We start from the raw sequence: 21,867 nt of genomic DNA on the forward strand, positions 1-21,867 counted from the left end.
TCAGGTAACAATTTCGGCGGATTTGCCCAGCAGCCAGATAACCAGAACCAGCAACACTACGCCCACGATCATAATTCCGCCGAATTTACCCCACGTGGCGCGCCCGTCGCGGACCTCGCTGAACGTGGTGATGCCAGCTTCCGCAACCTTCAGGAAGCACACGGCGGCGATGATGAGGCCGATGAGAATGATGCCGTCCTGAAAATAACCTTTGATAGTAGTCATCAGCCCGCCGCCGCCGCCGCCCGAGGTTGGGGCTTCAACAGCCGGCAGATCCGCCATAGCATTACCAACCGACAGAGCACTCAGGGTCACCAGCGTGGTGGCACGGGCCCAGCTTTTACGCACGCCGGAACGCGTAATGGAAACTAAAGACGCAATGTTTGACATGATATTTCCTGTTTAAGTGATTGAAAAAAATTAACTTCCGAACATCCAGATACTGATTACGACTAAAACGATGCCCCGTATAAAAAGGCTTTTTACTGCTGATTCCCTCACCCGCTGGTTGGCCCAGCCCGAGTAAAGGTCAATGGCGGCCCAGGCGACCCAGGTAAACAGCGTGGAGAACAGCAGACCAAGACATAAGAGGTGCATCGCTGCGGGGTCCAGATCGCCCGAAGCTGCCTTAAAGGCCATCACCTGCGCCTGAGTCATTGCCATCAGGGACGCTCCCGACGGTAATTGCCCGAAACGCCCGACAGATCGCGAGGCTGTGCCCGGGACGGCTCAATGTAACGATCGATGCCGGCGCTGATGGTGCGCAGATCTGCCGTGGCGCGCTGGTAGTCAAAGAAGTAGCGGCCACGTTCTGCGGTATCCTCCTGAGCGGCGGCCACCCGGGCACGCTCCAGCGACGCCTGCACCTGAACGATCATGCGCTGGGCGGACGCCAGCTCATCCTTTTCAGATGCCTGAGCTGACAGCGCCGTGAGAGATGAAAGGCCCAGCACGCCGCCATACAGAAAAAGTCGAGCTACCGGGCGATAAGATTTCATATGCACCTCCATTGGTTGTTTGGTGCGGTAAGGATGCGGAATCCGGCTGGACGGGTCAGCCGTTAACTCATTACCCGAAAATGAAAATTAATTGGGAGGGGTTGAAGCGGGGTGAAGTGGTTAGAATGTTTTAGGGTGTTGTAACTATTAACTTCTGCTGTCGCACCGCTTCGCGGCTTGCCTGCTGACGACGTTACCCGAAACGAGTTCAGGTAACGTCGTCCAGCCTGGTAAAAGCAGTGGTTACGCTATTAAGACATTAAAGTCCGCTATGAGCGAAAAGCGGATATTCACATATTAGTTCCGGTGGCCAAATTTAGTGCGCCACTACAGAGTCGATTGACACCTATCCTTTAAATCTGGTCGGCCTATGCATAACAATCTATTTTTGAAGTCAAGGTTAGGACAGCTCTTCCCGCTTAACTAATGGAACGCTGTAATCAGGTCGAATACTCTTTGAACCCGGCATAGCTCGCATCTCTTGTGGAAAATGCCAGATATTAAAATCCTTATTCGGGAATGTATCGTAATGGAATGAATCCCACCCAAGCAGAGCAGCCATACGTTCAAAGGCAAGCTCCTTAGCCACTGATAGTTCCAGCCGAGGATTAAGATACTTCAAGTACCCAGAGTTTACAGCTCCGGTCAGAATGTCGACAACCTGCAATCCAAGATGATGCTTAGAGTCGTGCATCGTGACAGACTTAACCAGCTTCTTCATCCCTGCCCTCGCCAGCATATTGTTAGCAACAATACCTGTCACTTCATCATTCTTTTTGTACTTATCGATCTTCTGGTCGATGATGACCTCAACGTCACTCTTGATCTGTTTAGCAACGTTCTTAACGAGCATTGTGTACGTCTGGTAAAAAGCCAGCTCCCTGTCCGTCTGCCAGTTGTTGTAGATGTTCTTAACTACAACAATCGAGTGGAAGCAGCACGAGTTCTTAAGCACTATAGCAAGCAGCTCAATGCAGATGTTTGCCTGCCCTGCACTATTCTTAATCTTGGACCACTTCAACTCACCGACAATCCCGTACTTATCTTTTAACTTCTGGACGCGCTCATTGAAGATGTGCAACGTATCTTTACGCACACATAGCAAACCAATGCCGTAACAGCGGTCACTTCCTGTCGTACCACTTTCATCGCCAAAAGCCACGTATTCCATACAAATACCCACTCAAAATTGAATGGGTATTTTATGCTCAACCCAAGCGACAGACAATGTTTGTAGGTCTACTCAGGATCACTCAGGTATTTAATGTATCAATACGTTCGCACAATTTACTCATGGTACTTGACGAGCAGGACGAAGGTCTTCTATGAGCGAAAAGCGGACGTCATCATATACCGGAGTTTGCATGTAACTCGCGTAAAACAATCCCCAGTGTTAATTTGTAAGTGAACCTGTTAAGCAAAACCAATGTTTGAATGGTTAGTGGAGAGATCATGGGCGTAGAGTTATATATAACACGGGCTGATTTTTGGGCTGAAAATGAAGAAGCACAAATAACTCCTGAGGAGTGGCTTTCTCTCATTGATAGTGACAACGAATTAACGATAGACCTTAAAAATGGCGATTATCATGCTTTGTGGTTGGGTGCTTCATCGCATGATGAGGCATGGCTTGACTGGAACGATGGCAATATTTACACCAAATGGCCAGACACGCAGCTATATAGAAAAATGTTAGACATTGCCGGGTTCCTCGGCGCTCGGGTAATGGACGACGATGGTAATATTTACAGCGATCCATCTGCCTGGGAATATGACTCTCCTTCTACTCCTTAACGTCCGCTTCTGGCACAAAGCGGACATCTGCGCATGGTAAGGTATGCTATTAGCTAAAAGCGGAGAGTGGCCTTAACTCTGACACAGAGTTGATTTGCTTTTAATGAGTGATAACCCCTCATACAGGCCAGTGTGCTATCAGGCTCTCACTGCCTTCAAAATTCAAGAAATTAATGAATATTATTCATAGCTCTAATCCCTCTGCATACCATTATCCGGCAGGATAAACACGTTAGCATACGTCTGATTATTCATATCAAAGCGGACTGCCATGCTTAACCCTCAGGCTCCAACACAGCCAGCGACAACCAGTAAAATCGGTTTTTCTTTTTTGCTAATTCTCAGTGCCTTAATGGCCGTTACTTCCTTATCAACCGACATTTATCTTCCTGCCATGCCTGTCATGGCCACTGATTTACAGGGCGATGCAGAACTGACGATCACGGGTTTTCTGATTGGGTTTTGCCTTGCCCAGCTCATTTGGGGGCCTCTTAGCGATCGCTTCGGTCGACGCCGGCCGATGTTTTTCGGGATGGGATTATTCGTTATAGGCTCGGTAGGTTGTGCGTTATCAACGGATATTACACAGATTGTCTTCTGGCGCGTTTTTCAGGCATTGGGGGCCTGTACCGGTCCGATGCTGGCGCGAGCAATGATTCGCGACCTGTTCAGTCGTACCCGTGCAGCACACATGCTGTCTACCCTGATGATAATCATGGCAATAGCGCCGATCGCCGGGCCACTGGTTGGCGGGCAAATGATTAAAGTCACCTCGTGGCACACCATTTTCTGGCTGTTGGCGATTATCGGGACATTATTGCTGATATCGTTATTCTGGTTACCGGAAACGCTTCCCGCGGAAAAACGTATACAAGCTTCCGTACCCGGCGCTTTTCGGAACTACAAATCATTACTTACCAACACCAGTTATATGCGTTTTACGTTATGCCTGACGTTCTATTATGTCGCGGCCTATGCATTTATCACCGGCTCGCCGTTTGTGTACATCACCTGGTTCGGTGTTGATCCGCAACATTACGGCTGGTTATTTGCCGTAAACGTTGTTGGATTGATGGCAGTGAGCATGGTTAACCGACGCCTGGTTCACCGCTATCCGCTGGAAACGTTGCTCCGGATTGCTGTATTCATCGCTGCTATTGCAGCATTAGCGCTGGCAGTTACAACTGGCTTGGGAGTTGGCGGTATCAGCGTGATTGTGGCAACTGTCTTCGTGTTCTTCTCCATGAATGGCATTATCGCCGCAACGTCTACGGCCTGTGCACTGGACGCTGTACCTGAAGTTGCAGGCTCAGCATCAGCCTTAATGGGCGCGCTGCAATACGGTAGCGGTATCGTCTCATCGCTGCTTCTGGCACTATTTAGCGATGGCACACCATGGACAATGGGCTGGATTATCGCGTTGTTCACGGCAGCCAGCGCCCTGATGGCACTGACAGTGAAGGTAAAAAATCACGCTTAGTTATCGATGCCAGGTAACACTTTCCTGAACAGGAATTCGTCCTTCCCTGTAATGCAGGGAAGGATGAGTTTTATCTGGCGTACCAAACGAAATGCCGTAAAGCAGCCTGAAATTCTCAGGGACATGTAAGATCCGGCGCACCGTTTGCGCGAAGTAACTCAGTACTGCCTGCGGGACTCCCGCATAACCGCGAGCCGTGAGCGATAGCAGGAACGTCTGAGCGTACATGCCGGCGTCTGAGGCAACGCGAACGTTATCGCCTACAACAGGAATGAACAAAAATGCCACATGGGGTGCCCCGAAAAATCTGACATTGCGTTCGACCACTTCTGAACGACTCAGCGTATCGCCGCGCGCAACACCCAGAGCCTGGTAATAGGAGCGTCCCTGTTCTGAAGCCCTTTCCCTGAATGGCTCAGGATAGGCTTCTTTATCAAAGGTGAAATCGGAACTGTCGTTTCCGGCCCTGAGATCCGCAGTCAATGCCTGGCTTAACTCTTCAAGCTTATCTCCCATGACGATGTGCAGGGACCAGGGTTGCGTGTTGCAGTTGGATGGCGAGCATTGTGCTTCATACAGAATGTCTTCGAGGACATCATCGGGAATAGGAGATGGAAGAAAGGCTCTTGCTGAATGCCTGCTTTTAACAACGTCACTGAATGTTGGCTCTTGCGAACTCATTTGCTCCTCCGCCTGAAAGTGATCTTAAGAGAATGTATCGCTCTCTCCGGGCCCATCCTGTCACAACCGGCTTTTAATGATCATTCCTTGTTTCTGATTAAGCCTATGAATTTTATTCATAGCACCTATTTTCGTAGCGCAATTATCTTTAGCCACAACTTCGTTAGTCTGGATATATCACTTAAATGAAAAGAGTGAAGTGAAGCGGGAAGTAACGGCAGGCAGGCGATATCCCCCAGCCGGACAGACCGGGGTGTCCTCGGAGGCTGACTAAATATTCTTATCGAAGAATACGTCTAATTTTTGCATTGCCTGATCAACATATCCGGGAACCCAGTAAGTCTCTATATGGGTTGCACCGTCGATAAGGAACAGCTCTTTGTTCTTCGTACCGGTCGCTTTAGCAAAGGCAGCTTCGGTCATATACAAGGTATCTGCCTTTGTACCGGCAATCATTAACAGCGGTTTATTGATGAGGTTGATATGGTCTGTCACGTCAAAGTTCATCAAATCCAGCAGGCTACTTGTCGTGTATTTAAAGGTAGAGTTCGGGTGCGCGTGGGTTTTCCAGTAGTACTCATAGCCTTGTCGGTATAAGGCAAAAGGTAATTTAGCGATCTGTTCATCAGTCAGATTTGCATCGCCGGAATAAAGAACCTTCCCTCCGGCAGCTTCCTGAGCCCGCGCGTCAGAAGCCTGCTGCAGCCGCTGCTGGACAGTATCCAGCTGTGAATCCTGTAAACCATTACGGCGTACAAGCCCTGAATTAAACATGCTGACTGTTGCGATCGATTTGAACCGTTTGTCCGTTTCGGCTGCAACAAGTGAATACCCACCGCCGCCACAGATGCCAAGCAGGCCGAGGCGGGACGTATCCACCCCCGGATACTGGCTGATGTAGTCAGCCATACCGTGAACATCCTCAATGCGGTTTGCAGGCTTATCCACACTACGAGGTCTGCCACCGCTGCCGCCCTGCCAGGCTGCATCGGCAGTAATAGTAATGTAACCATGCTCAGCGAGGCGTTGCGCATACAACCCGGCGACCTGTTCTTTCACACCACCATTGGGGTGTGCGACCACCACTGCAGGGTATTTTTTTGCAGGGTCGTAATTGGCCGGGGTGTAAACATTCGCGGCAATCTGGATGCCATGCAGATCGTATTTTACCGGATGGATGTTGACCTTGCCTTTGACGTTCTCAGTGATGGCACCGTCATAAGCGAGCGTAAAGGGGTTTTTTTTGTAGTCAGCCGCATTGACTGAAGTCGCTCCGGCTATTGCCGTGAGCAGTATTGCGCTTATAAGCGTGAATTTCATGATCTCTCCCGATGCGTGTCAGCCCGGCTCTGCAGGCTGCGGTATCAAATATGCAGTCCCAGATTAGGAGCGGGGGGCTGTCAGCATCGTGACAGAGACATAACATTTTTGTCAGGAAGCGTTATCTGGCAGGCAACCTTTTCTGACAGGGCTGTCAGCCAGCCGTCAGCATTATGTTGGCAATCAGGGAGCAGAATGTTCTCTGGTTAAATGGGATTCATATTCAATTTGCTTCGAAAAGGAATGGTCCATGAAAAGTCAAAACAACCCTGCAATGCCCACACGACGTAAGCTGTTATTCGCCGGGGCCGGTATTGCCGCCGCATCAATTGTTCCTCAGGCAACGGCGGCGGGGAAATCCTTTCAGGTCGATTCAACGGGACACAGTAGCCAGCGCGTTGCGGCAATGAGCAGACGCAAACTCGGTAATCTCGACGTTTCTGCCCTTGGCCTGGGCGTGCAGAACATGAGCCGTAAATATGATACCTCTGTCCCGTGGCGTCCTGAGATGGTGAAGGTTATCCGCCGGGCATTTGATGAGGGTGTAACGTTCTTTGACGCAGCAGAAGCGTACGGACCCTTTGAAGTAGAGAAAATCCTCGGGGAAGGCGTTGGCCCTTTCCGGGATAAAATCGTTATCGCCACCAAGTTTGGCTGGAATATTGATCAGCAGACAGGTAAACGCCTGCCTGGCCTCAATAGCCGACCGGAGCATATCAGGCTGGTAGTAGAAAACATGCTTAAGCGCCTGCGTACCGATCGCATCGATTTACTCTATCAGCACCGGGTCGATCCTCAGGTTCCGATCGAAGACGTCGCCGGTGTCATAAAGGATTTAATGGAGCAGGGGAAAGTCCTGCACTGGGGTCTGTCCGAAATGGGCATCAATACGCTGAAGCGGGCGCATGCGGCATTACCTGTCACTGCCGTACAAAGTGAATATTCCATGCTCTGGCGAGGACCAGAAAAACATGTGCTTCCGCTCTGTGAGGAGCTGGGGATTGGATTTGTGCCTTGGAGCCCACTAGGCGTACAGTTTTTAACAGGCTGGATTGATGAAAAAACCCGATTTGCTGCAGGTGATATACGCGCCATAGAAACCCGCTTCTCCCCCGACAACCTCCCGCATAACTTACAGCTGGTTGAGTTACTGAAAACCTGGGCGATAAGAAAAGACGCCGCACCGGGTCAGATTGCGCTGGCATGGCTGATGGCACGTAAACCCTGGATAGTCCCGATCCCGGGAACCACAAATAAAGACCATATGCTGCAGAACACGGCTTCTGCTGCCGTCTCGCTGACACATGCTGAGATGACCGAGCTGACCGGTTCACTGGACGCTATCACCGTCCGGGGGCAACGGCTGCCGGATGCCGTTCAGGTTTATTCAGATGTTGAAGCTCCGCTGAAAAGTTAAGAGGAAGTCCCCGTCATGCGCCTGTTGTTAGTCGAAGATGAAGAAAAAACGTCAACCTATCTCAGTCGTGCGCTGGGTGAATCGGGTTTTACGGTGGATGTTTCTGCAGAGGGTGCAGAAGGTCTTCATTACGCGCTGGAGTTCGACTACGACGCGATAATTCTTGATGTGATGCTGCCGGGGATGGATGGCTACCGGGTACTTGAAGGCATACGCGCCAGTAAACAGACCCCCGTACTGATGTTATCTGCACGGGGCTCGGTCGATGAGCGCGTCAAAGGACTCAGGCTTGGCGCAGATGACTATCTCCCCAAACCGTTCTCGCTTATCGAACTGGTAGCTCGTATTCAGGCTCTGGTACGTCGCCGGTCAACAGATGGTGCCGACATCACGCAATTACAGATTCACGATCTGCAACTCGACCTGCTGGCTCGCAGGGTGTTTCGTGCCGGAACGCGACTTGAACTGACCGCGAAGGAATTTGCTCTGCTGAGCTTTCTGGCCCGTCATCAGGGCGAGATTCTGTCAAAGATGATGATCGCTGAACAGATATGGGACATGAATTTTGACAGTGATGCCAACGTAGTTGAGGTTGCCATTAAACGTCTGAGGGCAAAAATTGATGCCCCGTTCGACATTAAGTTACTCCATACCGTGCGCGGGATGGGGTACGTTCTGGAAGTAAGGCCAGTATAAATGAAGGGGATAAGCATGATAAAGCGCGCCATCTCAGTCCATCTGGCATTGATGTTTGCATTATCGGCACTTCTGATTGTTTCTGTTATCGGCATCCTGCTAAGAAGCTCATTACATGAATCCCTGCAAAAGCAAATGCACAACGAGCTGCTGTTTCGGGAATCATTAATGAGCCCGTGGATCACCGCCCGAACCTCAGCTGACGGCTGGTCAGTGCTTGCCAGTAAGTTCACCGTTCTGACCAATTCCGAAGGTGAGCGCGTTCGCTACTGGATTGTCAGTGATGATCCACGGTTCAGTATCGGTGGTACACCGCCAGTGGGAGTCGGGTGGTCTTCTTTACAGGAAGGCTTCAATAAAATGCCCGGCGCATCCGACGGAGCTTGTTCACTTTTCCTGTTAGTGAAAACTATCCCCCAAAATGGTGAAAGACCTGAGTTGCGCTATGTCGTTGCCATCGACTCCACACCGTATATGGGCACACTCAATGCGTTCACCCGCACTCTGCTGATTATTACCGCACTGGGTGTCTTTGTTGTCGCTTTACTGGGTTATATGGTCTCAAAAATCGGCCTGCGTCCGGTAGGCGCCCTTAGCAAACAGGCGCAACAACTCGCCCCTGGAGACCACGGCCAACGCCTTGATACCACGAGATTACCCGAAGAGTTGCAGCAACTCGCCTCGTCATTTAACGGCGTGCTGGAGCGTCAGGAGATAGCGTGGAGACAACTCGAAAGTTTTAATGCGGATGTGGCCCATGAACTCCGAACGCCGCTGACAAATCTTATTGGCCAGACGCAACTGGGGCTGTCACGCCGGCGGTCGCATGATGAACTGGAAGAGTTACTCGGTTCTAATCTCGAGGAGCTTGAACGTATGACATCGATCGTTAACGACATGCTTTTTCTGTCACATGCTCACGCAGGTGAACATGCTTCTCAGCTTGCCCGGGTCTCCCTGCGGGAAGAAACCCTCAAAACAGCGGAATATGTCGAACCCTCGTTTGCTGAAAAACAGCTTTCACTGGACGTTGAGGGCGATGTCATTGCGCATATTGACCGGCGGTTATTTCACCGCTCCCTGGCTAATTTACTGGAAAACAGTGCAAGGCATTCACCTCCGGCAAGCACGGTGACCGTCAGGCTGAGCGAAAAAAAGAATTACGCCTGTGTTGAGGTATCAAATCCGGGAGAGCCCATTGCAGCAGAGCATTTACGTCGACTTTTCGAACGGTTCTATCGGGTCGACATCTCCAGAGCCAACAGTGATACCCATCATGGGTTGGGTCTTTCTATCGTACGAGCCGTCGCCATTATGCACCGGGGAGATGTCTTTGCGCGCAGTGAAAGTGGCGTCAACACGTTTGGACTGAACTTTGCAATGCAACCCGGAAAAGCGTTCTGTGATGTTCTTCCTGAGGTGGAATCCGGAATACATTTAACTGACACAATTGTCAGGAGATCGTCAGCCTGACGACATGCCACTCTCGCTAGAATCATCGCAGGCTTTCCACCTCATGACTGATAAGGACGCTTTGCATGATCAGACATTTACGCTACATCGGGCTGTTACTGCCTCTTTTTACTGTCCCATCCTGGGCTGCGGAGCAAAATACCTCAGCTCAGATTGCTCCAGCTGGAAGTCAGGCCGCAGTATATGGACCTGCGGAGAATTTTACCGGGCGCGTCCGGGTTGATCCTCTCTTCAGACCTGATAACAACATGAGAGTATCAGGCGCTTACGTCACCTTCGAGCCGGGTGCCCGCTCCGCCTGGCATACGCATCCGGCAGGTCAGCGACTCATTGTCACTGCCGGCGTCGGGCTCACGCAGCAGGAAGGTCAGCCTGTGCAGGTAATCCGCCCTGGTGATGTCGTCTCCTGCCCTCCTGGCGTCAGGCACTGGCATGGTGCTTCGCCTGACAGCGCCATGACGCATCTGGCGATTACGGGGATCGTCGATGGCAAAAGCGCTAACTGGATGGAGACGGTGACAGATGAACAATACCATGCCCATTAAAGCATTGATGGCAGCGGTACTTCTCACCGCTGGTTTTGGTCTCCTGACAAACGTTGCGTCAGCGGCGAAAGGAACCTCAGAAATGAACCAGGAAAAAACCGTTTCAGAAGCGCTGACGACCCGTCAGCAGGCTATCCCTTTGATTGCAGCATCAATGGCCAGCAGTCAGATGGATAAGCTGGACCGTGCACTGAATCAGGGACTGGATGCAGGACTCACAATAAACGAGGCCAAAGAAATTCTCGTGCAGCTCTATGCTTATACGGGTTTTCCTCGCAGCCTTAATGCCCTCAGTGCACTGATGAAGGTTGTTGAAGCGCGAAAGCAACGCGGTATTAAAGATGTTGAGGGTGCAGAACCTGCTTCTCCCATCCCTGTCGGTGATGAACTTCGTCAGATCGGCACCGCTAATCAGACCAGAATCTCAGGGGCACCCGTCCAGGGGCCACTTTTTGATTTTGCCCCGGCCATTAATCAGTTCCTGCAAACCCACCTGTTCGGCGACATTTTTGCCCGCGATAACCTCGACTGGCAAAGCCGCGAGCTGGCAACGGTCGGCGCACTGGCGGCCACACCAGGCGTTGAAGCCCAGCTGTTATCGCATACGCGAGCCAGCATGCGGGTCGGCCTGACGGCAGCGCAGCTGCGCCAGCTGGTACAGGTTCTGCGTGAACATGACGAAAATGATGCCGCCATGCGTGCTGAAAAGGCGCTGCAACAGGCGCTCGCAAACAATTAGGAGTGGGTTATGGAGCATGATCCTAACCGCAGAATGTTAATCACCGCACTTGCCGGGCTCACGCTGGCGAACGTTTCACTGGCATCGGCGGCGCCCGGAACTGCTAATGTTCAGGGCAACAGCCGTATTCTGGTGGCGTATTTTTCCCGTAGCGGCAATACACGGGTCATTGCGGGTGTCATTCACCGAAGCCTGAAAACCGATCTGTTTGAAATCGAACCGGCTGCACCTTATCCGGAAGACTATTTTAAGACCGTTGAGCAGGCGAAAAATGAGCGAGCCCGGGGAATAAAACCGGCTTTAAAGAATAGCGTGCCCGATATGGGACGCTACGAAACTGTCTATTTAGGTTTCCCCGTCTGGGGAACCAGCGTGCCGCCCGCAGTGCAGACCTTTCTGAGCGGCCATAACCTGGCGGAGAAGTTGCTTATACCTTTCATTACCCATGGCGGTTACGGCAAAGGTGACAGCGACGATATTCTTGCAAGCCTTGCCCCGGATGCGCATCGGGAAAAACCTCTGGTCATTGAATGTGATCAGGAACGAAGAACCACGGAAACGGTAACGAGCTGGTTAGAGACGATACGCAGCTGATTATGCGTACTCATAAAACTCTCAGATAAGGGTAATCACAGGGGGCCAAATAATCCTCTCTGACAACTCAGATATGATTGAACGCCAAACGTAACAGAGGACGTAATCTTGAAAACAATCTTAAAAACGCTGGTCATTTGCGTGATGGCAGGTGGTCTGGTGACTCAGTCCATTTATGCCGCGCCTCTGGTCATTAAGGACCAGGGAAGCTTTTCTGCCGGTGGTACTGTCATCACCGCTCCCGGGAAGTTTGACGCAACGAAGCCGCTGGATTCCGCCGGTCAGACTTATCATGGCGATCATGCATCAGTGTTCTACCAGATCCCGGAGAATCCTCATAAATATCCCCTGGTCATGTTGCATGGCGCAGGCCAGTTTTCGCGTACCTGGGAAAGTACGCCGGACGGTCGTGAAGGATTCCAGAACATATTCCTGCGTCGTGGATTCTCAACGTATCTGGTTGACCAACCGCGTCGGGGCAGTGCGGGACGCACAACGGCAGAAGGCACTGTAACGCCGAAGCCGGATGAGCAGATGTGGTTCAATCAGTTCCGTGTAGGTGTCTGGCCAGACTATTTTAAAGGCGTCCAGTTCTCTCACGATAAAGAAGCCCTGAATCAGTATTTCCGCCAGATGACCCCGAATACCGGGCCATTTGATATCAATGTAATATCTGATGCCATGTCCGCCGTAGTGGATAAATCTGGTCCGGCTATTCTCTTCACTCACTCTCAGGGCGGTGGTCCCGGCTGGTACACTGCAATGAAAAACAGCAAGGTCAAAGCCATTGTCGCCTTCGAACCGGGTAGCAGTTTTGTTTTCCCGGAGAAAGAATTACCTGCACCAATGCCAAGCGCATTTGACACGCTGAAAGGTGAACCTGTTCCGATGGAACAGTTTATGGCGCTGACTAAAATCCCCATCCTGATTATTTATGGCGATAACATACCGGATAAGCCTGTAGCTATGCCGGCTCAGGACAGCTGGCGAGTACGTCTGGCTATGGCCCGCGAGTGGCGCGATGTGGTGAACAAACATGGCGGAGATGTGACAGTGACGCATCTGCCTGAAGCGGGAATCAAAGGTAATACCCACTTCCCGTTCTCTGACCTGAATAATGTGCAAATCGCTGATTTAGTCAGCCAGTTTCTGAAAGAAAAAAATTTGCAGTAGGCAGTGAGCGAGCGAAGCCTGAGTTCAGTCACGATTAATGAATTAAATTAATTAACCCTAGCTCATTGCCCTATCTAATCGGATAAATCACTTTGCGTTATGCTTTTCTCATACAACAGCTGAAGGATAACGTCATGCAAACTGTAAAACTGAACAACGGTATGGAAATGCCCCTGCTGGGTTTTGGTGTGTTTCAGATGTCAGATGCCGCTGAATGCGAGAGAGCTGTCATTGATGCTATCGATACGGGGTATCGACTGATAGATACTGCGGCCTCCTACCAGAACGAAACTCAGGTAGGGAACGCACTGAAACAGATCGGCATCGCACGTGAAGAACTCTTTGTGACAACCAAGCTCTGGTTGCAGGATACCAGCTACGAAGGTGCGAAAGCGCAGTTTGAACGTTCACTGAATCGGCTGCAGCTGGACTACGTTGACCTGTATCTGATTCACCAGCCTTACGGCGATGTCCATGGCGCATGGCGTGCCATGGAAGAAATGCAACAGGCCGGCAAAATTCGCGCCATTGGCGTAAGCAACTTTCATCCTGACAGGCTTGCCGACCTTATGGCCTTCAATAAGGTTGCCCCTGCGGTAAACCAGATTGAAGTTAACCCCTTCAATCAGCAACTGCATGCTGTGCCATGGATGCAAAGTCGTGGTGTTCAGCCTGAAGCATGGGCCCCTTTTGCAGAAGGGAGAAATGGCCTGTTTCAGCATCCTGTTCTGACTGCAATTGGTGAAAAGTACGGCAAAAGCGTGGGTCAGGTTGTCCTGCGCTGGATCTTCCAGCGTGGCATTGTTTCACTGGCAAAATCTGTACGAAAAGAACGTATGGAAGAAAATATCAATATCCTTGATTTTGAACTCAGTTCAGAAGATATGCTGCAGATTGCCGCCCTTGATACCGCCACCAGTGCCTTCTTCTCGCATCGTGACCCTGCGATGGTGGAATGGCTGACTGGCCGCAAACTTGACGTTTAAATCACGCAAAAGAGAGATTAATTCAATGCAGAAACGTTACCTGGGTAAATCCGGGCTGGAAGTGTCAGCTCTGGGACTCGGTTGCATGGGGCTCAGCCACGCCTATGGTCCGGCAACAGATACCCGTCAGGCTATCGAACTCATTCGTGCTGCGGTCGAACATGGCGTTACCTTCTTCGATACGGCTGAATTGTATGGCCCGTTTGTAAATGAAGAAGTTGTCGGCGAAGCCTTAAAGCCCTTCCGCGATCGCGTCGTTATTGCGACCAAATTTGGCTTTACCTTCGGCGATGACAATAAGCAGCAAATCTTAAACAGCCGTCCTGAGCATATCCGCGAAGCTGTTGAAGGGTCTTTACGTCGTCTCAAAACAGATGTTATTGATCTGCTGTATCAACACCGTGTCGATCCGGATGTGCCTATTGAAGATGTCGCGGGAACGGTGAAAGACCTGATTGCTGAAGGCAAGGTCAAACATTTCGGCCTTTCCGAAGCTGGCGCTCAAACTATTCGTCGAGCGCATGCGGTACAACCTGTTACTGCCCTGCAAAGTGAATATTCCATGTGGTGGCGTGAGCCTGAACAGGAGATCCTGCCATTGCTTGAGGAGCTGGGCATTGGTTTTGTACCATTCAGCCCACTGGGCAAAGGCTTCCTTACGGGAGCAATTAAGCCTGGTGCGACTTTTGGTCAGGATGATTACCGCAGCACCGTGCCGCGTTTCGCCGCGCAGGCGCTTGAAGCCAATGAAAAACTGGTCGCTTTACTGGGTGAACTGGCTGCAGAAAAAGGGGCAACATCGGCGCAAATCGCACTGGCATGGTTGCTGGCACAAAAACCCTGGATAGTGCCTATCCCGGGCACCACCAAACTGCACCGTCTGGAGGAGAACCTGGGAGCAGCTGAGATTATCCTTTCAAAGGATGATTCGCTTCAGATCACACAGGCGCTTGAAACGATACAAATCGTCGGTGAGCGTTACTCGCCAGAGCATCTGGCTCGTGTAGGTCGTTAAGACTCAAGCGGGTCTGCATCAAACTGCGGACCCGTTACTCTGAGTAACGAAGCGCGTCTATCATCAGCGCAAAAGCGGGCGGATGCTGTCTTCGGCTTGGGTAATAAAGGTAATATCCGGGGAAGGTGGGACACCATTCCTGCAGAATCTGAATAAGTTTCCCTGACTTTACGTGATCCTGAATCATATTCTCAGGCACGCAGGCCAGACCAAAGCCAGATAAAACAGCGTCGATCCTTTCTGCCAGCAGGTTAAACGTGACTTGTCCTTCAACCCTCACACGCAGCGGCTTTCCATCCTTCTCGAACTCCCAGTGATAAAGACCACCGGTCGTCGGTAAGCGCATATTGATGCATCTATGATTCTGGAGTTGATGCGGGGTTTCAGGCACAGGGTTAGCTGCAAAATAGGAGGGTGCACCAACAACTGCCATTCTCATATCCGGACCAATCCTTACGGCAATCATGTCTTTAGCAACGCTTTCACCAAGGCGAACCCCGGCATCAAAACGCCCATCGACAATATCGACAAAACCATTATCAACAACCAGATCGACATGGATTTCGGGATATTTCTGGAGGAAAGGTTTTAACTTTGGCCATACCAGACTGCGTGCAGCATGCTCTCCTGCAGATAAACGGATATTGCCTGAAGCCGTGCCATTCAGCTGAATAAGCGACTCCAACTCCTGCTCAAGATCGGCAATACGGGGTTCAAGGCAGGCGATAATTCTCTCACCAGCTTCTGTAGGGGCAACGCTTCTGGTTGTTCGGGTCAAAAGACGGATGTTTAAGCGCTCTTCCAGTGATTTTATCGCGTGGCTAAGTGCTGACTGGGACACGCCGAGTTTGCCGGCAGCTTTAGTAAAACTTCGCTCCCTTGCCACAACAAGAAAGATCTGGAGTTCATTGAAGTTTTCTTTGAGCATTGGCGATTTCCTTAATCAGGTATTCCCTCCACAGAGCACTCATGAAAGGTGGTCATAGACACAATCATTTTAACCCCATTACTGAAAAATATGATAATTGATATTCTGAGCATGTCGAAATAAGCCTTTAATATATTGAGGTTTATTATGAAAATACTCGTTACTGGAGCGACAGGAAGTATGGGTCTTCATGTCATAAAACAGCCATTGAATTGGGACATCAACCTGTGGCTTTAGTCAGGAAACGGCGCAAAGTGAAATAGCTTCCTCATGGCGCTGATATTTTTTATGGTGATTTTTCTCTGCCTGAAACGTTAACTGATGTGACGAAAAACATTGATGTCGTTATTTTTACACTTGGTTCCGATGGTCAGGAGCGGATTGGCACCAGAGCGTATTGTTTGAGGATTCTCACCTGGCTCCCAGCGGGACAGCCATGTTTGTGGGCTGCAGTGTTCAGGTCTGGCTCACTGGAAAATGTGCAGAAACAGTAAATTCAGGCGGCAACTGAGCACAGTCGTTACCCTTTAGGAGCTACTTTTAATTCAACCAATGTTTGCTTCTGGCACAAAGCAGACATTCAACGCAGGCATAAAATGAACCAAGCTAGTACGCAGCGAGCAGTCAGCCCCTGAATGCCGCTTTAGCGGCATGGAAGCACCAGATTTCACTAAGGATAAAAATTAATGAAAGAAGGTAAGTGACCTGAACAAGTGAAAGGCCCGCTTTTGCGGGCCAGGGGAGATCAGAGGTACTTTTTAAAGGACGCTGTGGTTACCGTAATGGCAAGCCCCAGCATGATGGCCGCGGGTAGCAGCAACAGGTTGGGATAGACCGCCGACGGCCATGACAGGTACGCCATTGCCGGTATGTATACCGCCGGCTTAATCAGCCTTTTTGCGCGGTGGTATAAAAACGACGATTCATACCCCGCCCCGTAGCGACGCAGGTCGCGGCGTCCCAGCCCCTCTACCACGGCCACGGCAATGACCAGCACAAACAGCGGGATGGAGAGCGTCAGTATCGTAACCCGAATGAGCGTCACCACGGCCACCCAGACGCTGGCAAGCAGATACTGCTGCAGGTAGCCAGCGAGCCAGCCGCTGGCCGATTTCAGCTGGCGGGAAATTTCGTTGCCGCTGTTCATTTCCGATTCATACATCGACTGCACCCAGCCAACGAAACCGCTGTCAACAAAGGCCCACTGATAGGCAAAAGTGATCCAGTGCGTGACGGTAACTGAAGGTTCCGAGAGCAGAAGGCTGCGGGTGAAATCCGACGACAGGTAGCCCATTTCCGTGGTCATCACCTGCTGGCTATGTGCGGCGCCCATTTCCGGCCAGAAGAACGCGATACCGATGTATTCCACAATCAGGCTCAGGAACAGAGAAGCCAGGATCATGCCGACCAGCTTCCACGGCCAGCCCCAGACCAGGTTGTAAATCAGCCCGTGCTCGCGCGGCGGAATCGGCTGCTGTTGTGGGTTCTGTGGCGTGACGTTACGACGGGGTTCAGCCATTGTCTTCTCCTTTCAGGGCACCGTGACCGGCCGCGCCGCCGTTCCACCACCCTTCGCTGCTGTGGTAGTTCCGGCGCATCTCTTCGGCCAGGCGGGTAATATCGTCCGGCATGTGCTCGTCGGCGGCGTCACCGGCCGGCAGCGGCATGCGGATTTTCCAGAGCTGCCCACCCTCAAGCAGGGCAAACGCCTGGCCCTTCGGCAGCGATACAATATCCGACGGCTCCAGCAGCGGCACCTTGATCGTGCCGACGCGGTCCTGCGTGCTGGAGGTAAAGTCGTGATTAACGGTGACGTCTGCTGAATCCTGGTGCCCGGAGACCAGCGTTTTGCTGTAGATTTCCACCTGCGGCAGCTGGGTGGTCAGCAGCTCTGCCGTCCGGTTCTCGCGCACGCGCAGCATGATGAGGTTGTTAAAGTTACCCTGCACCTGGGAGGTTTTGGCCGCACTGCCGATACGCGCCTCAATATCAGAGGACGTCTGTGTGTAGGCTGTGACCTGCATCCCTGCGCCGCCGCCCTTGTTAATCAGGGGAATAAACTCATCGCCCATAAGCTCGTTGAACTCATCACAGTGAAGGTTAATCGGATTTTTGCGATCGTCCGCCCCTGGCAGGCCCGCGTTGATACCGTGCTTGTAAATGTGGCCGGCCACACTCACCAGATCGGCAAACATGCTGTTACCCACGGCGCTGCCTATCTCGCTGTCGCTCAGCGCGTCCAGGCCGATGTACACAACGCCTTTTTTACGGATCACCTGCTCCCAGTCAAAGATCGGACGCGGGTCGCCCATGTTGAGGTAGTCGGGCGACAGCAGCTCGGCGGTTTTGCCCGTGGTCAGCTTCTCCAGCAGTGGCAGCAGGGATGCCACTATCTTGTCAAAGTAGGTCCGATCGTAGCGCACGGCAGAGCGCAGGCCGTCCAGTATCGGGTCGTACAGCTGCTGTCCCAGTTCGGAGCTCAACGCCACCTCATACGCCCAGATGCGCACGGCATCCGGCTGTCCCTGCATGTTGCGGGGCACGTCATCATCACCAAAAAGTTTGAGGTTGTTTTCGATCTGCTTGCTCAGGTCGGGAAGCTTGTCTGTAATGACTTTCACCGCGTAGCGCAGGTACAGGTCGGCGATGTTATTCACGTAGCGCGTGATCAGCGTGTAGTCCGGCCGTTCTCCTAGTGCAACGAGCGCCCGCGCCACGATGTTCACGAACCGCCAGGCGAACTCCCGGAATGCGGCGCTGTTGCCTTCGCCGCTTAGCTGACCGGCCACACGCGACGCCACCTCGGAAACGCGCCCGAAGCGCCCCACGGCGTTATAGCGGGCCGATATGTCGGGCCACCCGAGGTGGAAGATGGTCAGCTCGTCGCCACGACCGGCGCGGTGCGCCTCTGCCCACACGCGCTTGAGCAGGTCAGCGTCCCCTTTCGGATCAAACACGATCGTGGTGTCGCCGCGCCGGATGTCCTGAGTGATCAGCAGCTCGGCCAGCCGGGTTTTACCCACGCGTGTCGTGCCGTAGACCACCGTGTGCCCCACGCGCTCGCGTAGATCCAGCGTGACGTCGATTTCGTTAGGTTCGATGCCGTGTATGGCCGGGTTACCGCCGACCGGTGGCAGCGGGCGGACCGGATTCAGAACAGAGTCGGCATTCAGCAATTTGCTCAGCGCGGGCAGCCGCTTTTCCGTGGCCTCCTCGGCGCGGCGTGCCAGCTGGTACAGCCTGGACGGCTGCAGATAGTGGGCGACCTCGGGGCGCAGCGTGTCGCGCAGGCGCTGGGTATGCGTCTGCGTCCACCGAAATCCCCTGCCTATAAAGAGCCGTCGCTTACTCAGTGGGATCTGCCGGGAGGTCATCACGTAACGCGGCAGCCGGCGCAGGTTGCGCCGGTAGCGGATCACCTGCATGCCCTGACGGGCCCGCACGATGGACAGCACGGCAAAGCCGCCTGCCGTAACGTAGCTGACGGAGGGGGCAAGGGCGACCGCCCAGGGCGCGGTGACGCACACCACGGCGGCGGTGCCCGCCACGGCGGCCGTGTTCAGCTCAACGGCCGGGCGCAGCAGCGCTTCTATAACGTAGCGGTTACTCATAGGACCATTCCTTCAGTGAAATGCCGGACAGCAGCCTCAGCAGGTTTTGCCCACTGATGATCTTAAGCCGGGAAGAGGTACGGCAGACGGCTTGGCTCATCTGCCCGGTTCTGCCGGTATGGATAAAAAAGCCGCGCTGGCCGGCGCGGGAGAGCAGCGCATCAAAATCTCGGACATGCCCGGGAGAAATGGCCCGGCTATAGCGTTTGGCCTGTATCAGCCAGCACTCGCCGTTGATAAACACTTTGCCGTCCAGGCCGCCGTCACCGCTGTAGGACGCATTGCGCTCGACCTTGAGCCCCTGCCGCTCAAAGGCAAGCAGCAGCAGCTCCTCAAAAACGTAGGGATTTATTTTGCGCAGATAGCTCATCCGCTGGCCGTCGCCGTTCAGTTCGCGCAGGCGCTGATGCACGCGCGCTGCGGTGGCGCGATAACGACGGTGCCGACGGGCGGTGGCCGTCTCCCGGCGAAACAGCCACGCGACGACGATAAGCAGGACGACAAGCCCGGCGGCCAGCAGAGGATTGACCGACAGCAGCAGGGCAACGGTTTGGGGCGTGCCCATCATGGCGCGGGCTCTTGGGTAAGCCCGCCATCGGTGATAAGCACTGGGTAATGCGTCAGCTGCAGGCGGCGCGCCAGATCCGAACCGGAGGCCGGGGCAAGGGTCATGCCGGGCGCCAGGCCGCGCAGCCCGTCTAGGGCGTCCTGGCTATCCACGTTCACGACAAGCCCCACAGCGCCTCTGGCCGACAGGCGTTGCGCGTTATGCTGCAGCCAGGACCGGGATACGTGATCGTCTCCGATGATGAACAGCGCGCCGATGCCGGGCAGCTGCAGGTCGCGCGGGCTGACCGCGCCCGGCGACATTTCCGGCGTGGTAACAGGCAGCATTGCGGCTTCGCCCTGAACGGGCGGCGCGGAGACGGGTGCCGGCGAGTCCTGCCGGTTAACCGCGTCAAAGATGGCCTGCGTGCTCTGTCCGCCAAGGTCGGCCAGCACGTTCAGCTCCGCTTGGGACGATAGCGACAGCAGGATAAAGGGCATAGCAAGAAAGCGGACGTTTTTCATGGTCTCGGGCTCCTGGGTTCAATCCAGACGAATCCGGTGTTGGAAGTAGATGCTGGCACAGGGGCGTTGTCCGCCAGCTGCACCGGAGCCGGGGCCGGCTGTGAAGGCGGCGACTGCAGCGTGGCAAGCTTTGTTCTGATAAAGGAACGGTAGCGCGCGGCGGCCTGTCCGCCGGCGGGATGGTGATAGCAGCCGGCGGCGTCCAGCCAGCTGCCGGGCTTGCGGTCCCAGCATGCGCGCAGGATAACGGCGGCGGCGTTGAGGTTGGTGTACGGATCCAGCGCTTCCCAGGTGGACGTGAAGTAATCGCCGTTCCAGCCCAGGTTGACCTGCGCAATGCCCACGTCAATGCGCTTCAGGGAATGGGTCTTCATGAACACCTGCAGCGACTGCCAGGCCTCAAGCCGGGTTTTGTAGCGATACCCCTTTCCCGCCACGTTCAGCGTCCAGGGCCAGGGACGTACGCCCTGAGCCAGCGTGCGGGAGGATTCCTGCAGGGCAACCGAATACAGCGCCTCCGGTGGCACGCCGTGCTGGCGCGCCACCTTTGTATAGCCGTCGGGCACGGTCTGCATACCAGATGACCAGCAGTTTGCCGACGCCAGCAGCAGCAGGGCAGCGCCGGTCAGTATGCCGCGAGTTGCCATCCGTTTTCCCCCTGCTGCAGCACCACGGGCATCATGCCGTTGCCGAACCGCATCCAGCGGCCACCGTCGTGATTGAGCGTGATCTCACGGCTGCGTACTCTGTCCAGAGGGATGTGATGCGCTTTGGCCCAGCTGCGCAGCGCGTCGTCGTTGCCCTGACTATCAACCAGATAGATATCGACCGGACGCTTGTCGGCCAGCACGGCGGACAGTCTCGCGTCGCACTGCGCGCATCCGGCAGACTTCACGAACAGCGCCAGTCGCCCGCCGGTGTCGTGAGCAATGCCCGCGGCGTTGCCCATGTTAACGGCCAGCGTGTTGGGGTACAGCCGCTGCCAGGCGCTGTTTACCTCGCGCTGAAATTCCATTTCTTTCTGCGTGCGGGCAAACTCCTGCTTCACCCACTTCTCGGCGTACTGACGGCGCTCTTCGGCGCTGCGCGCCTCGATGCCGAGCGTGGAGAGTGGATCGAGGCCGGGCGACTGCGTGCCCCGGGGGCCGTTCATCAGCTGCTGATAGCGCTGATAGTCCTGCTGGTTCAGCCCCCACTGCCCCGCCTGCTGCTGCAGATTCTGAACCGCGCTTTGCCCGGTGTGCTGCGCGTCCGTAGCCTGGCCCTGGCTGTCAGTGGTCTGGATACTCGCATACGCGGTGCCGCCGCAGGTAAGTAGCAACAGAATCAGTGCTTTTATCTTCATT

Annotated in this window: 24 protein-coding genes and 1 pseudogene; 12 read left to right on the plus strand and 13 right to left on the minus strand. The window is 53.5% G+C overall.

What is annotated here, in order from left to right:
* The 4 genes from OK409_RS18575 to OK409_RS18590 all read right to left on the minus strand — a co-directional run bounded on the left by OK409_RS18575 (nucleotide 1) and on the right by OK409_RS18590 (nucleotide 2,169).
* Entirely contained in the window at nucleotides 1-390 is a 390-nt protein-coding gene (locus OK409_RS18575; protein ID WP_140034349.1) for a TIGR03745 family integrating conjugative element membrane protein, read from the minus strand.
* Nucleotides 391-420: 30 nt separating this feature from the next.
* The gene (locus tag OK409_RS18580) at nucleotides 421-663 is read right to left on the minus strand and encodes a TIGR03758 family integrating conjugative element protein (protein ID WP_140034348.1); all 243 of its coding nucleotides are present in this window, start codon (nucleotides 661-663) and stop codon (nucleotides 421-423) included.
* Nucleotides 663-998: an RAQPRD family integrative conjugative element protein gene (locus tag OK409_RS18585; RefSeq protein WP_140034347.1), complete on the minus strand. Its 336-nt coding sequence runs from the start codon at nucleotides 996-998 to the stop codon at nucleotides 663-665. Before OK409_RS18585 ends, OK409_RS18580 begins: the two co-directional genes overlap by 1 nt.
* A 400-nt stretch (nucleotides 999-1,398) precedes the next feature.
* Nucleotides 1,399-2,169, minus strand: a complete 771-nt coding sequence (locus OK409_RS18590; RefSeq protein WP_140034346.1) for a DUF3800 domain-containing protein — start codon at nucleotides 2,167-2,169, stop codon at nucleotides 1,399-1,401.
* A gap of 281 nt (nucleotides 2,170-2,450) precedes the next feature.
* Here OK409_RS18590 and OK409_RS18595 point away from each other — a divergent pair, with 281 nt between their 5' ends.
* Both OK409_RS18595 and OK409_RS18600 read left to right on the plus strand, forming a co-directional pair.
* Nucleotides 2,451-2,792, plus strand: a complete 342-nt coding sequence (locus OK409_RS18595) for a hypothetical protein (RefSeq protein ID WP_140034345.1) — start codon at nucleotides 2,451-2,453, stop codon at nucleotides 2,790-2,792.
* Nucleotides 2,793-3,063: 271 nt separating this feature from the next.
* Complete coding sequence (locus tag OK409_RS18600; RefSeq protein ID WP_140034344.1) at nucleotides 3,064-4,272, plus strand: multidrug effflux MFS transporter; 1,209 nt, start codon at nucleotides 3,064-3,066, stop codon at nucleotides 4,270-4,272.
* Here OK409_RS18600 and OK409_RS18605 read toward each other — a convergent pair whose 3' ends face one another.
* Both OK409_RS18605 and OK409_RS18610 read right to left on the minus strand, forming a co-directional pair.
* On the minus strand, nucleotides 4,273-4,953 hold the full coding sequence (locus OK409_RS18605; protein WP_031594680.1) for a nitroreductase: 681 nt from the start codon (nucleotides 4,951-4,953) through the stop codon (nucleotides 4,273-4,275).
* Nucleotides 4,954-5,223: 270 nt separating this feature from the next.
* Nucleotides 5,224-6,273, minus strand: a complete 1,050-nt coding sequence (locus OK409_RS18610) for an alpha/beta hydrolase (protein ID WP_140034343.1) — start codon at nucleotides 6,271-6,273, stop codon at nucleotides 5,224-5,226.
* A 250-nt stretch (nucleotides 6,274-6,523) separates the two neighbouring features.
* Between OK409_RS18610 and OK409_RS18615 the strand changes: the two genes are divergently transcribed.
* The 9 genes from OK409_RS18615 (at nucleotide 6,524) to OK409_RS18655 (ending at nucleotide 14,911) form a co-directional block, all read left to right on the plus strand.
* Nucleotides 6,524-7,690: an aldo/keto reductase gene (locus OK409_RS18615; RefSeq protein WP_031594266.1), complete on the plus strand. Its 1,167-nt coding sequence runs from the start codon at nucleotides 6,524-6,526 to the stop codon at nucleotides 7,688-7,690.
* 15 nt (nucleotides 7,691-7,705) lie between these two features.
* On the plus strand, nucleotides 7,706-8,386 hold the full coding sequence (locus OK409_RS18620) for a heavy metal response regulator transcription factor (RefSeq protein WP_031594267.1): 681 nt from the start codon (nucleotides 7,706-7,708) through the stop codon (nucleotides 8,384-8,386).
* Between the two features lie 15 nt (nucleotides 8,387-8,401).
* On the plus strand, nucleotides 8,402-9,859 hold the full coding sequence (locus OK409_RS18625) for a heavy metal sensor histidine kinase (RefSeq protein WP_140034342.1): 1,458 nt from the start codon (nucleotides 8,402-8,404) through the stop codon (nucleotides 9,857-9,859).
* Nucleotides 9,860-9,924: 65 nt separating this feature from the next.
* A complete protein-coding gene (locus tag OK409_RS18630; RefSeq protein WP_140034341.1) occupies nucleotides 9,925-10,404 on the plus strand; it encodes a cupin domain-containing protein in 480 nt (159 codons plus the stop codon).
* Nucleotides 10,382-11,143, plus strand: a complete 762-nt coding sequence (locus OK409_RS18635) for a carboxymuconolactone decarboxylase family protein (protein WP_031594270.1) — start codon at nucleotides 10,382-10,384, stop codon at nucleotides 11,141-11,143. Before OK409_RS18630 ends, OK409_RS18635 begins: the two co-directional genes overlap by 23 nt.
* 9 nt (nucleotides 11,144-11,152) lie before the next feature.
* Nucleotides 11,153-11,737, plus strand: a complete 585-nt coding sequence (locus OK409_RS18640) for a flavodoxin (RefSeq protein WP_140034340.1) — start codon at nucleotides 11,153-11,155, stop codon at nucleotides 11,735-11,737.
* A 108-nt stretch (nucleotides 11,738-11,845) separates the two neighbouring features.
* Nucleotides 11,846-12,910, plus strand: a complete 1,065-nt coding sequence (locus tag OK409_RS18645; RefSeq protein WP_140034339.1) for an alpha/beta hydrolase — start codon at nucleotides 11,846-11,848, stop codon at nucleotides 12,908-12,910.
* 134 nt (nucleotides 12,911-13,044) lie between these two features.
* Nucleotides 13,045-13,896, plus strand: a complete 852-nt coding sequence (locus OK409_RS18650) for an aldo/keto reductase (protein ID WP_095708126.1) — start codon at nucleotides 13,045-13,047, stop codon at nucleotides 13,894-13,896.
* A gap of 25 nt (nucleotides 13,897-13,921) precedes the next feature.
* On the plus strand, nucleotides 13,922-14,911 hold the full coding sequence (locus OK409_RS18655; protein ID WP_140034338.1) for an aldo/keto reductase: 990 nt from the start codon (nucleotides 13,922-13,924) through the stop codon (nucleotides 14,909-14,911).
* Between the two features lie 34 nt (nucleotides 14,912-14,945).
* On the opposite strand, the gene OK409_RS18660 is transcribed toward OK409_RS18655, so the two are convergent.
* Entirely contained in the window at nucleotides 14,946-15,839 is an 894-nt protein-coding gene (locus OK409_RS18660; protein ID WP_031594275.1) for a LysR family transcriptional regulator, read from the minus strand.
* A gap of 147 nt (nucleotides 15,840-15,986) precedes the next feature.
* Between OK409_RS18660 and OK409_RS18665 the strand changes: the two are divergent.
* A pseudogene (locus OK409_RS18665) lies at nucleotides 15,987-16,234 on the plus strand (NAD(P)H-binding protein); the annotation flags it as partial.
* A gap of 350 nt (nucleotides 16,235-16,584) precedes the next feature.
* Here the strand turns inward: OK409_RS18665 and OK409_RS18670 are convergent.
* From OK409_RS18670 to OK409_RS18695, 6 genes are read right to left on the minus strand one after another with little or no spacing between them, the layout of a single operon-like run.
* Nucleotides 16,585-17,358 (minus strand): TIGR03747 family integrating conjugative element membrane protein, encoded by a 774-nt coding sequence (locus tag OK409_RS18670; RefSeq protein ID WP_140034337.1) that lies wholly within the window; start codon nucleotides 17,356-17,358, stop codon nucleotides 16,585-16,587.
* Nucleotides 17,351-19,450 (minus strand): type IV conjugative transfer system coupling protein TraD, encoded by a 2,100-nt coding sequence (traD, locus tag OK409_RS18675; protein ID WP_140034336.1) that lies wholly within the window; start codon nucleotides 19,448-19,450, stop codon nucleotides 17,351-17,353. The genes OK409_RS18670 and traD overlap by 8 nt, the downstream gene beginning before the upstream one ends.
* Entirely contained in the window at nucleotides 19,443-20,015 is a 573-nt protein-coding gene (locus tag OK409_RS18680) for a restriction endonuclease (protein WP_181162252.1), read from the minus strand. Before OK409_RS18680 ends, traD begins: the two co-directional genes overlap by 8 nt.
* Nucleotides 20,015-20,521 (minus strand): integrating conjugative element protein, encoded by a 507-nt coding sequence (locus OK409_RS18685; RefSeq protein WP_140034334.1) that lies wholly within the window; start codon nucleotides 20,519-20,521, stop codon nucleotides 20,015-20,017. Before OK409_RS18685 ends, OK409_RS18680 begins: the two co-directional genes overlap by 1 nt.
* Complete coding sequence (locus tag OK409_RS18690; protein WP_140034333.1) at nucleotides 20,518-21,168, minus strand: transglycosylase SLT domain-containing protein; 651 nt, start codon at nucleotides 21,166-21,168, stop codon at nucleotides 20,518-20,520. The genes OK409_RS18685 and OK409_RS18690 overlap by 4 nt, the downstream gene beginning before the upstream one ends.
* Entirely contained in the window at nucleotides 21,147-21,866 is a 720-nt protein-coding gene (locus OK409_RS18695; protein ID WP_140034332.1) for a TIGR03759 family integrating conjugative element protein, read from the minus strand. Before OK409_RS18695 ends, OK409_RS18690 begins: the two co-directional genes overlap by 22 nt.
* Nucleotide 21,867 lies beyond the last annotated feature (1 nt).

Origin of the sequence: Pantoea sp. RG18, from assembly GCF_025910075.1 — a bacterium.
GTDB classification, from domain to species: Bacteria; Pseudomonadota; Gammaproteobacteria; order Enterobacterales; family Enterobacteriaceae; genus Pantoea; species Pantoea agglomerans.

What these genes read in the sequence shown, in the direction of transcription:
- OK409_RS18630 (WP_140034341.1), top strand. Translation starts at nt 9,925, where the DNA reads ATGATCAGACATTTACGCTACATCGGGCTGTTACTGCCTCTTTTTACT.
- OK409_RS18615 (WP_031594266.1), top strand. Translation starts at nt 6,524, where the DNA reads ATGAAAAGTCAAAACAACCCTGCAATGCCCACACGACGTAAGCTGTTA.
- OK409_RS18670 (WP_140034337.1), bottom strand. Translation starts at nt 17,358, where the DNA reads ATGGCTGAACCCCGTCGTAACGTCACGCCACAGAACCCACAACAGCAG.
- OK409_RS18680 (WP_181162252.1), bottom strand. Translation starts at nt 20,015, where the DNA reads ATGGGCACGCCCCAAACCGTTGCCCTGCTGCTGTCGGTCAATCCTCTG.
- OK409_RS18685 (WP_140034334.1), bottom strand. Translation starts at nt 20,521, where the DNA reads ATGAAAAACGTCCGCTTTCTTGCTATGCCCTTTATCCTGCTGTCGCTA.
- OK409_RS18585 (WP_140034347.1), bottom strand. Translation starts at nt 998, where the DNA reads ATGAAATCTTATCGCCCGGTAGCTCGACTTTTTCTGTATGGCGGCGTG.
- OK409_RS18620 (WP_031594267.1), top strand. Translation starts at nt 7,706, where the DNA reads ATGCGCCTGTTGTTAGTCGAAGATGAAGAAAAAACGTCAACCTATCTC.
- OK409_RS18695 (WP_140034332.1), bottom strand. Translation starts at nt 21,866, where the DNA reads ATGAAGATAAAAGCACTGATTCTGTTGCTACTTACCTGCGGCGGCACC.
- OK409_RS18595 (WP_140034345.1), top strand. Translation starts at nt 2,451, where the DNA reads ATGGGCGTAGAGTTATATATAACACGGGCTGATTTTTGGGCTGAAAAT.
- OK409_RS18635 (WP_031594270.1), top strand. Translation starts at nt 10,382, where the DNA reads ATGAACAATACCATGCCCATTAAAGCATTGATGGCAGCGGTACTTCTC.
- OK409_RS18590 (WP_140034346.1), bottom strand. Translation starts at nt 2,169, where the DNA reads ATGGAATACGTGGCTTTTGGCGATGAAAGTGGTACGACAGGAAGTGAC.
- OK409_RS18625 (WP_140034342.1), top strand. Translation starts at nt 8,402, where the DNA reads ATGATAAAGCGCGCCATCTCAGTCCATCTGGCATTGATGTTTGCATTA.
- OK409_RS18640 (WP_140034340.1), top strand. Translation starts at nt 11,153, where the DNA reads ATGGAGCATGATCCTAACCGCAGAATGTTAATCACCGCACTTGCCGGG.
- OK409_RS18660 (WP_031594275.1), bottom strand. Translation starts at nt 15,839, where the DNA reads ATGCTCAAAGAAAACTTCAATGAACTCCAGATCTTTCTTGTTGTGGCA.
- OK409_RS18575 (WP_140034349.1), bottom strand. Translation starts at nt 390, where the DNA reads ATGTCAAACATTGCGTCTTTAGTTTCCATTACGCGTTCCGGCGTGCGT.
- OK409_RS18580 (WP_140034348.1), bottom strand. Translation starts at nt 663, where the DNA reads ATGGCAATGACTCAGGCGCAGGTGATGGCCTTTAAGGCAGCTTCGGGC.
- OK409_RS18610 (WP_140034343.1), bottom strand. Translation starts at nt 6,273, where the DNA reads ATGAAATTCACGCTTATAAGCGCAATACTGCTCACGGCAATAGCCGGA.
- OK409_RS18605 (WP_031594680.1), bottom strand. Translation starts at nt 4,953, where the DNA reads ATGAGTTCGCAAGAGCCAACATTCAGTGACGTTGTTAAAAGCAGGCAT.
- OK409_RS18650 (WP_095708126.1), top strand. Translation starts at nt 13,045, where the DNA reads ATGCAAACTGTAAAACTGAACAACGGTATGGAAATGCCCCTGCTGGGT.
- OK409_RS18600 (WP_140034344.1), top strand. Translation starts at nt 3,064, where the DNA reads ATGCTTAACCCTCAGGCTCCAACACAGCCAGCGACAACCAGTAAAATC.
- OK409_RS18655 (WP_140034338.1), top strand. Translation starts at nt 13,922, where the DNA reads ATGCAGAAACGTTACCTGGGTAAATCCGGGCTGGAAGTGTCAGCTCTG.
- traD (WP_140034336.1), bottom strand. Translation starts at nt 19,450, where the DNA reads ATGAGTAACCGCTACGTTATAGAAGCGCTGCTGCGCCCGGCCGTTGAG.
- OK409_RS18690 (WP_140034333.1), bottom strand. Translation starts at nt 21,168, where the DNA reads ATGGCAACTCGCGGCATACTGACCGGCGCTGCCCTGCTGCTGCTGGCG.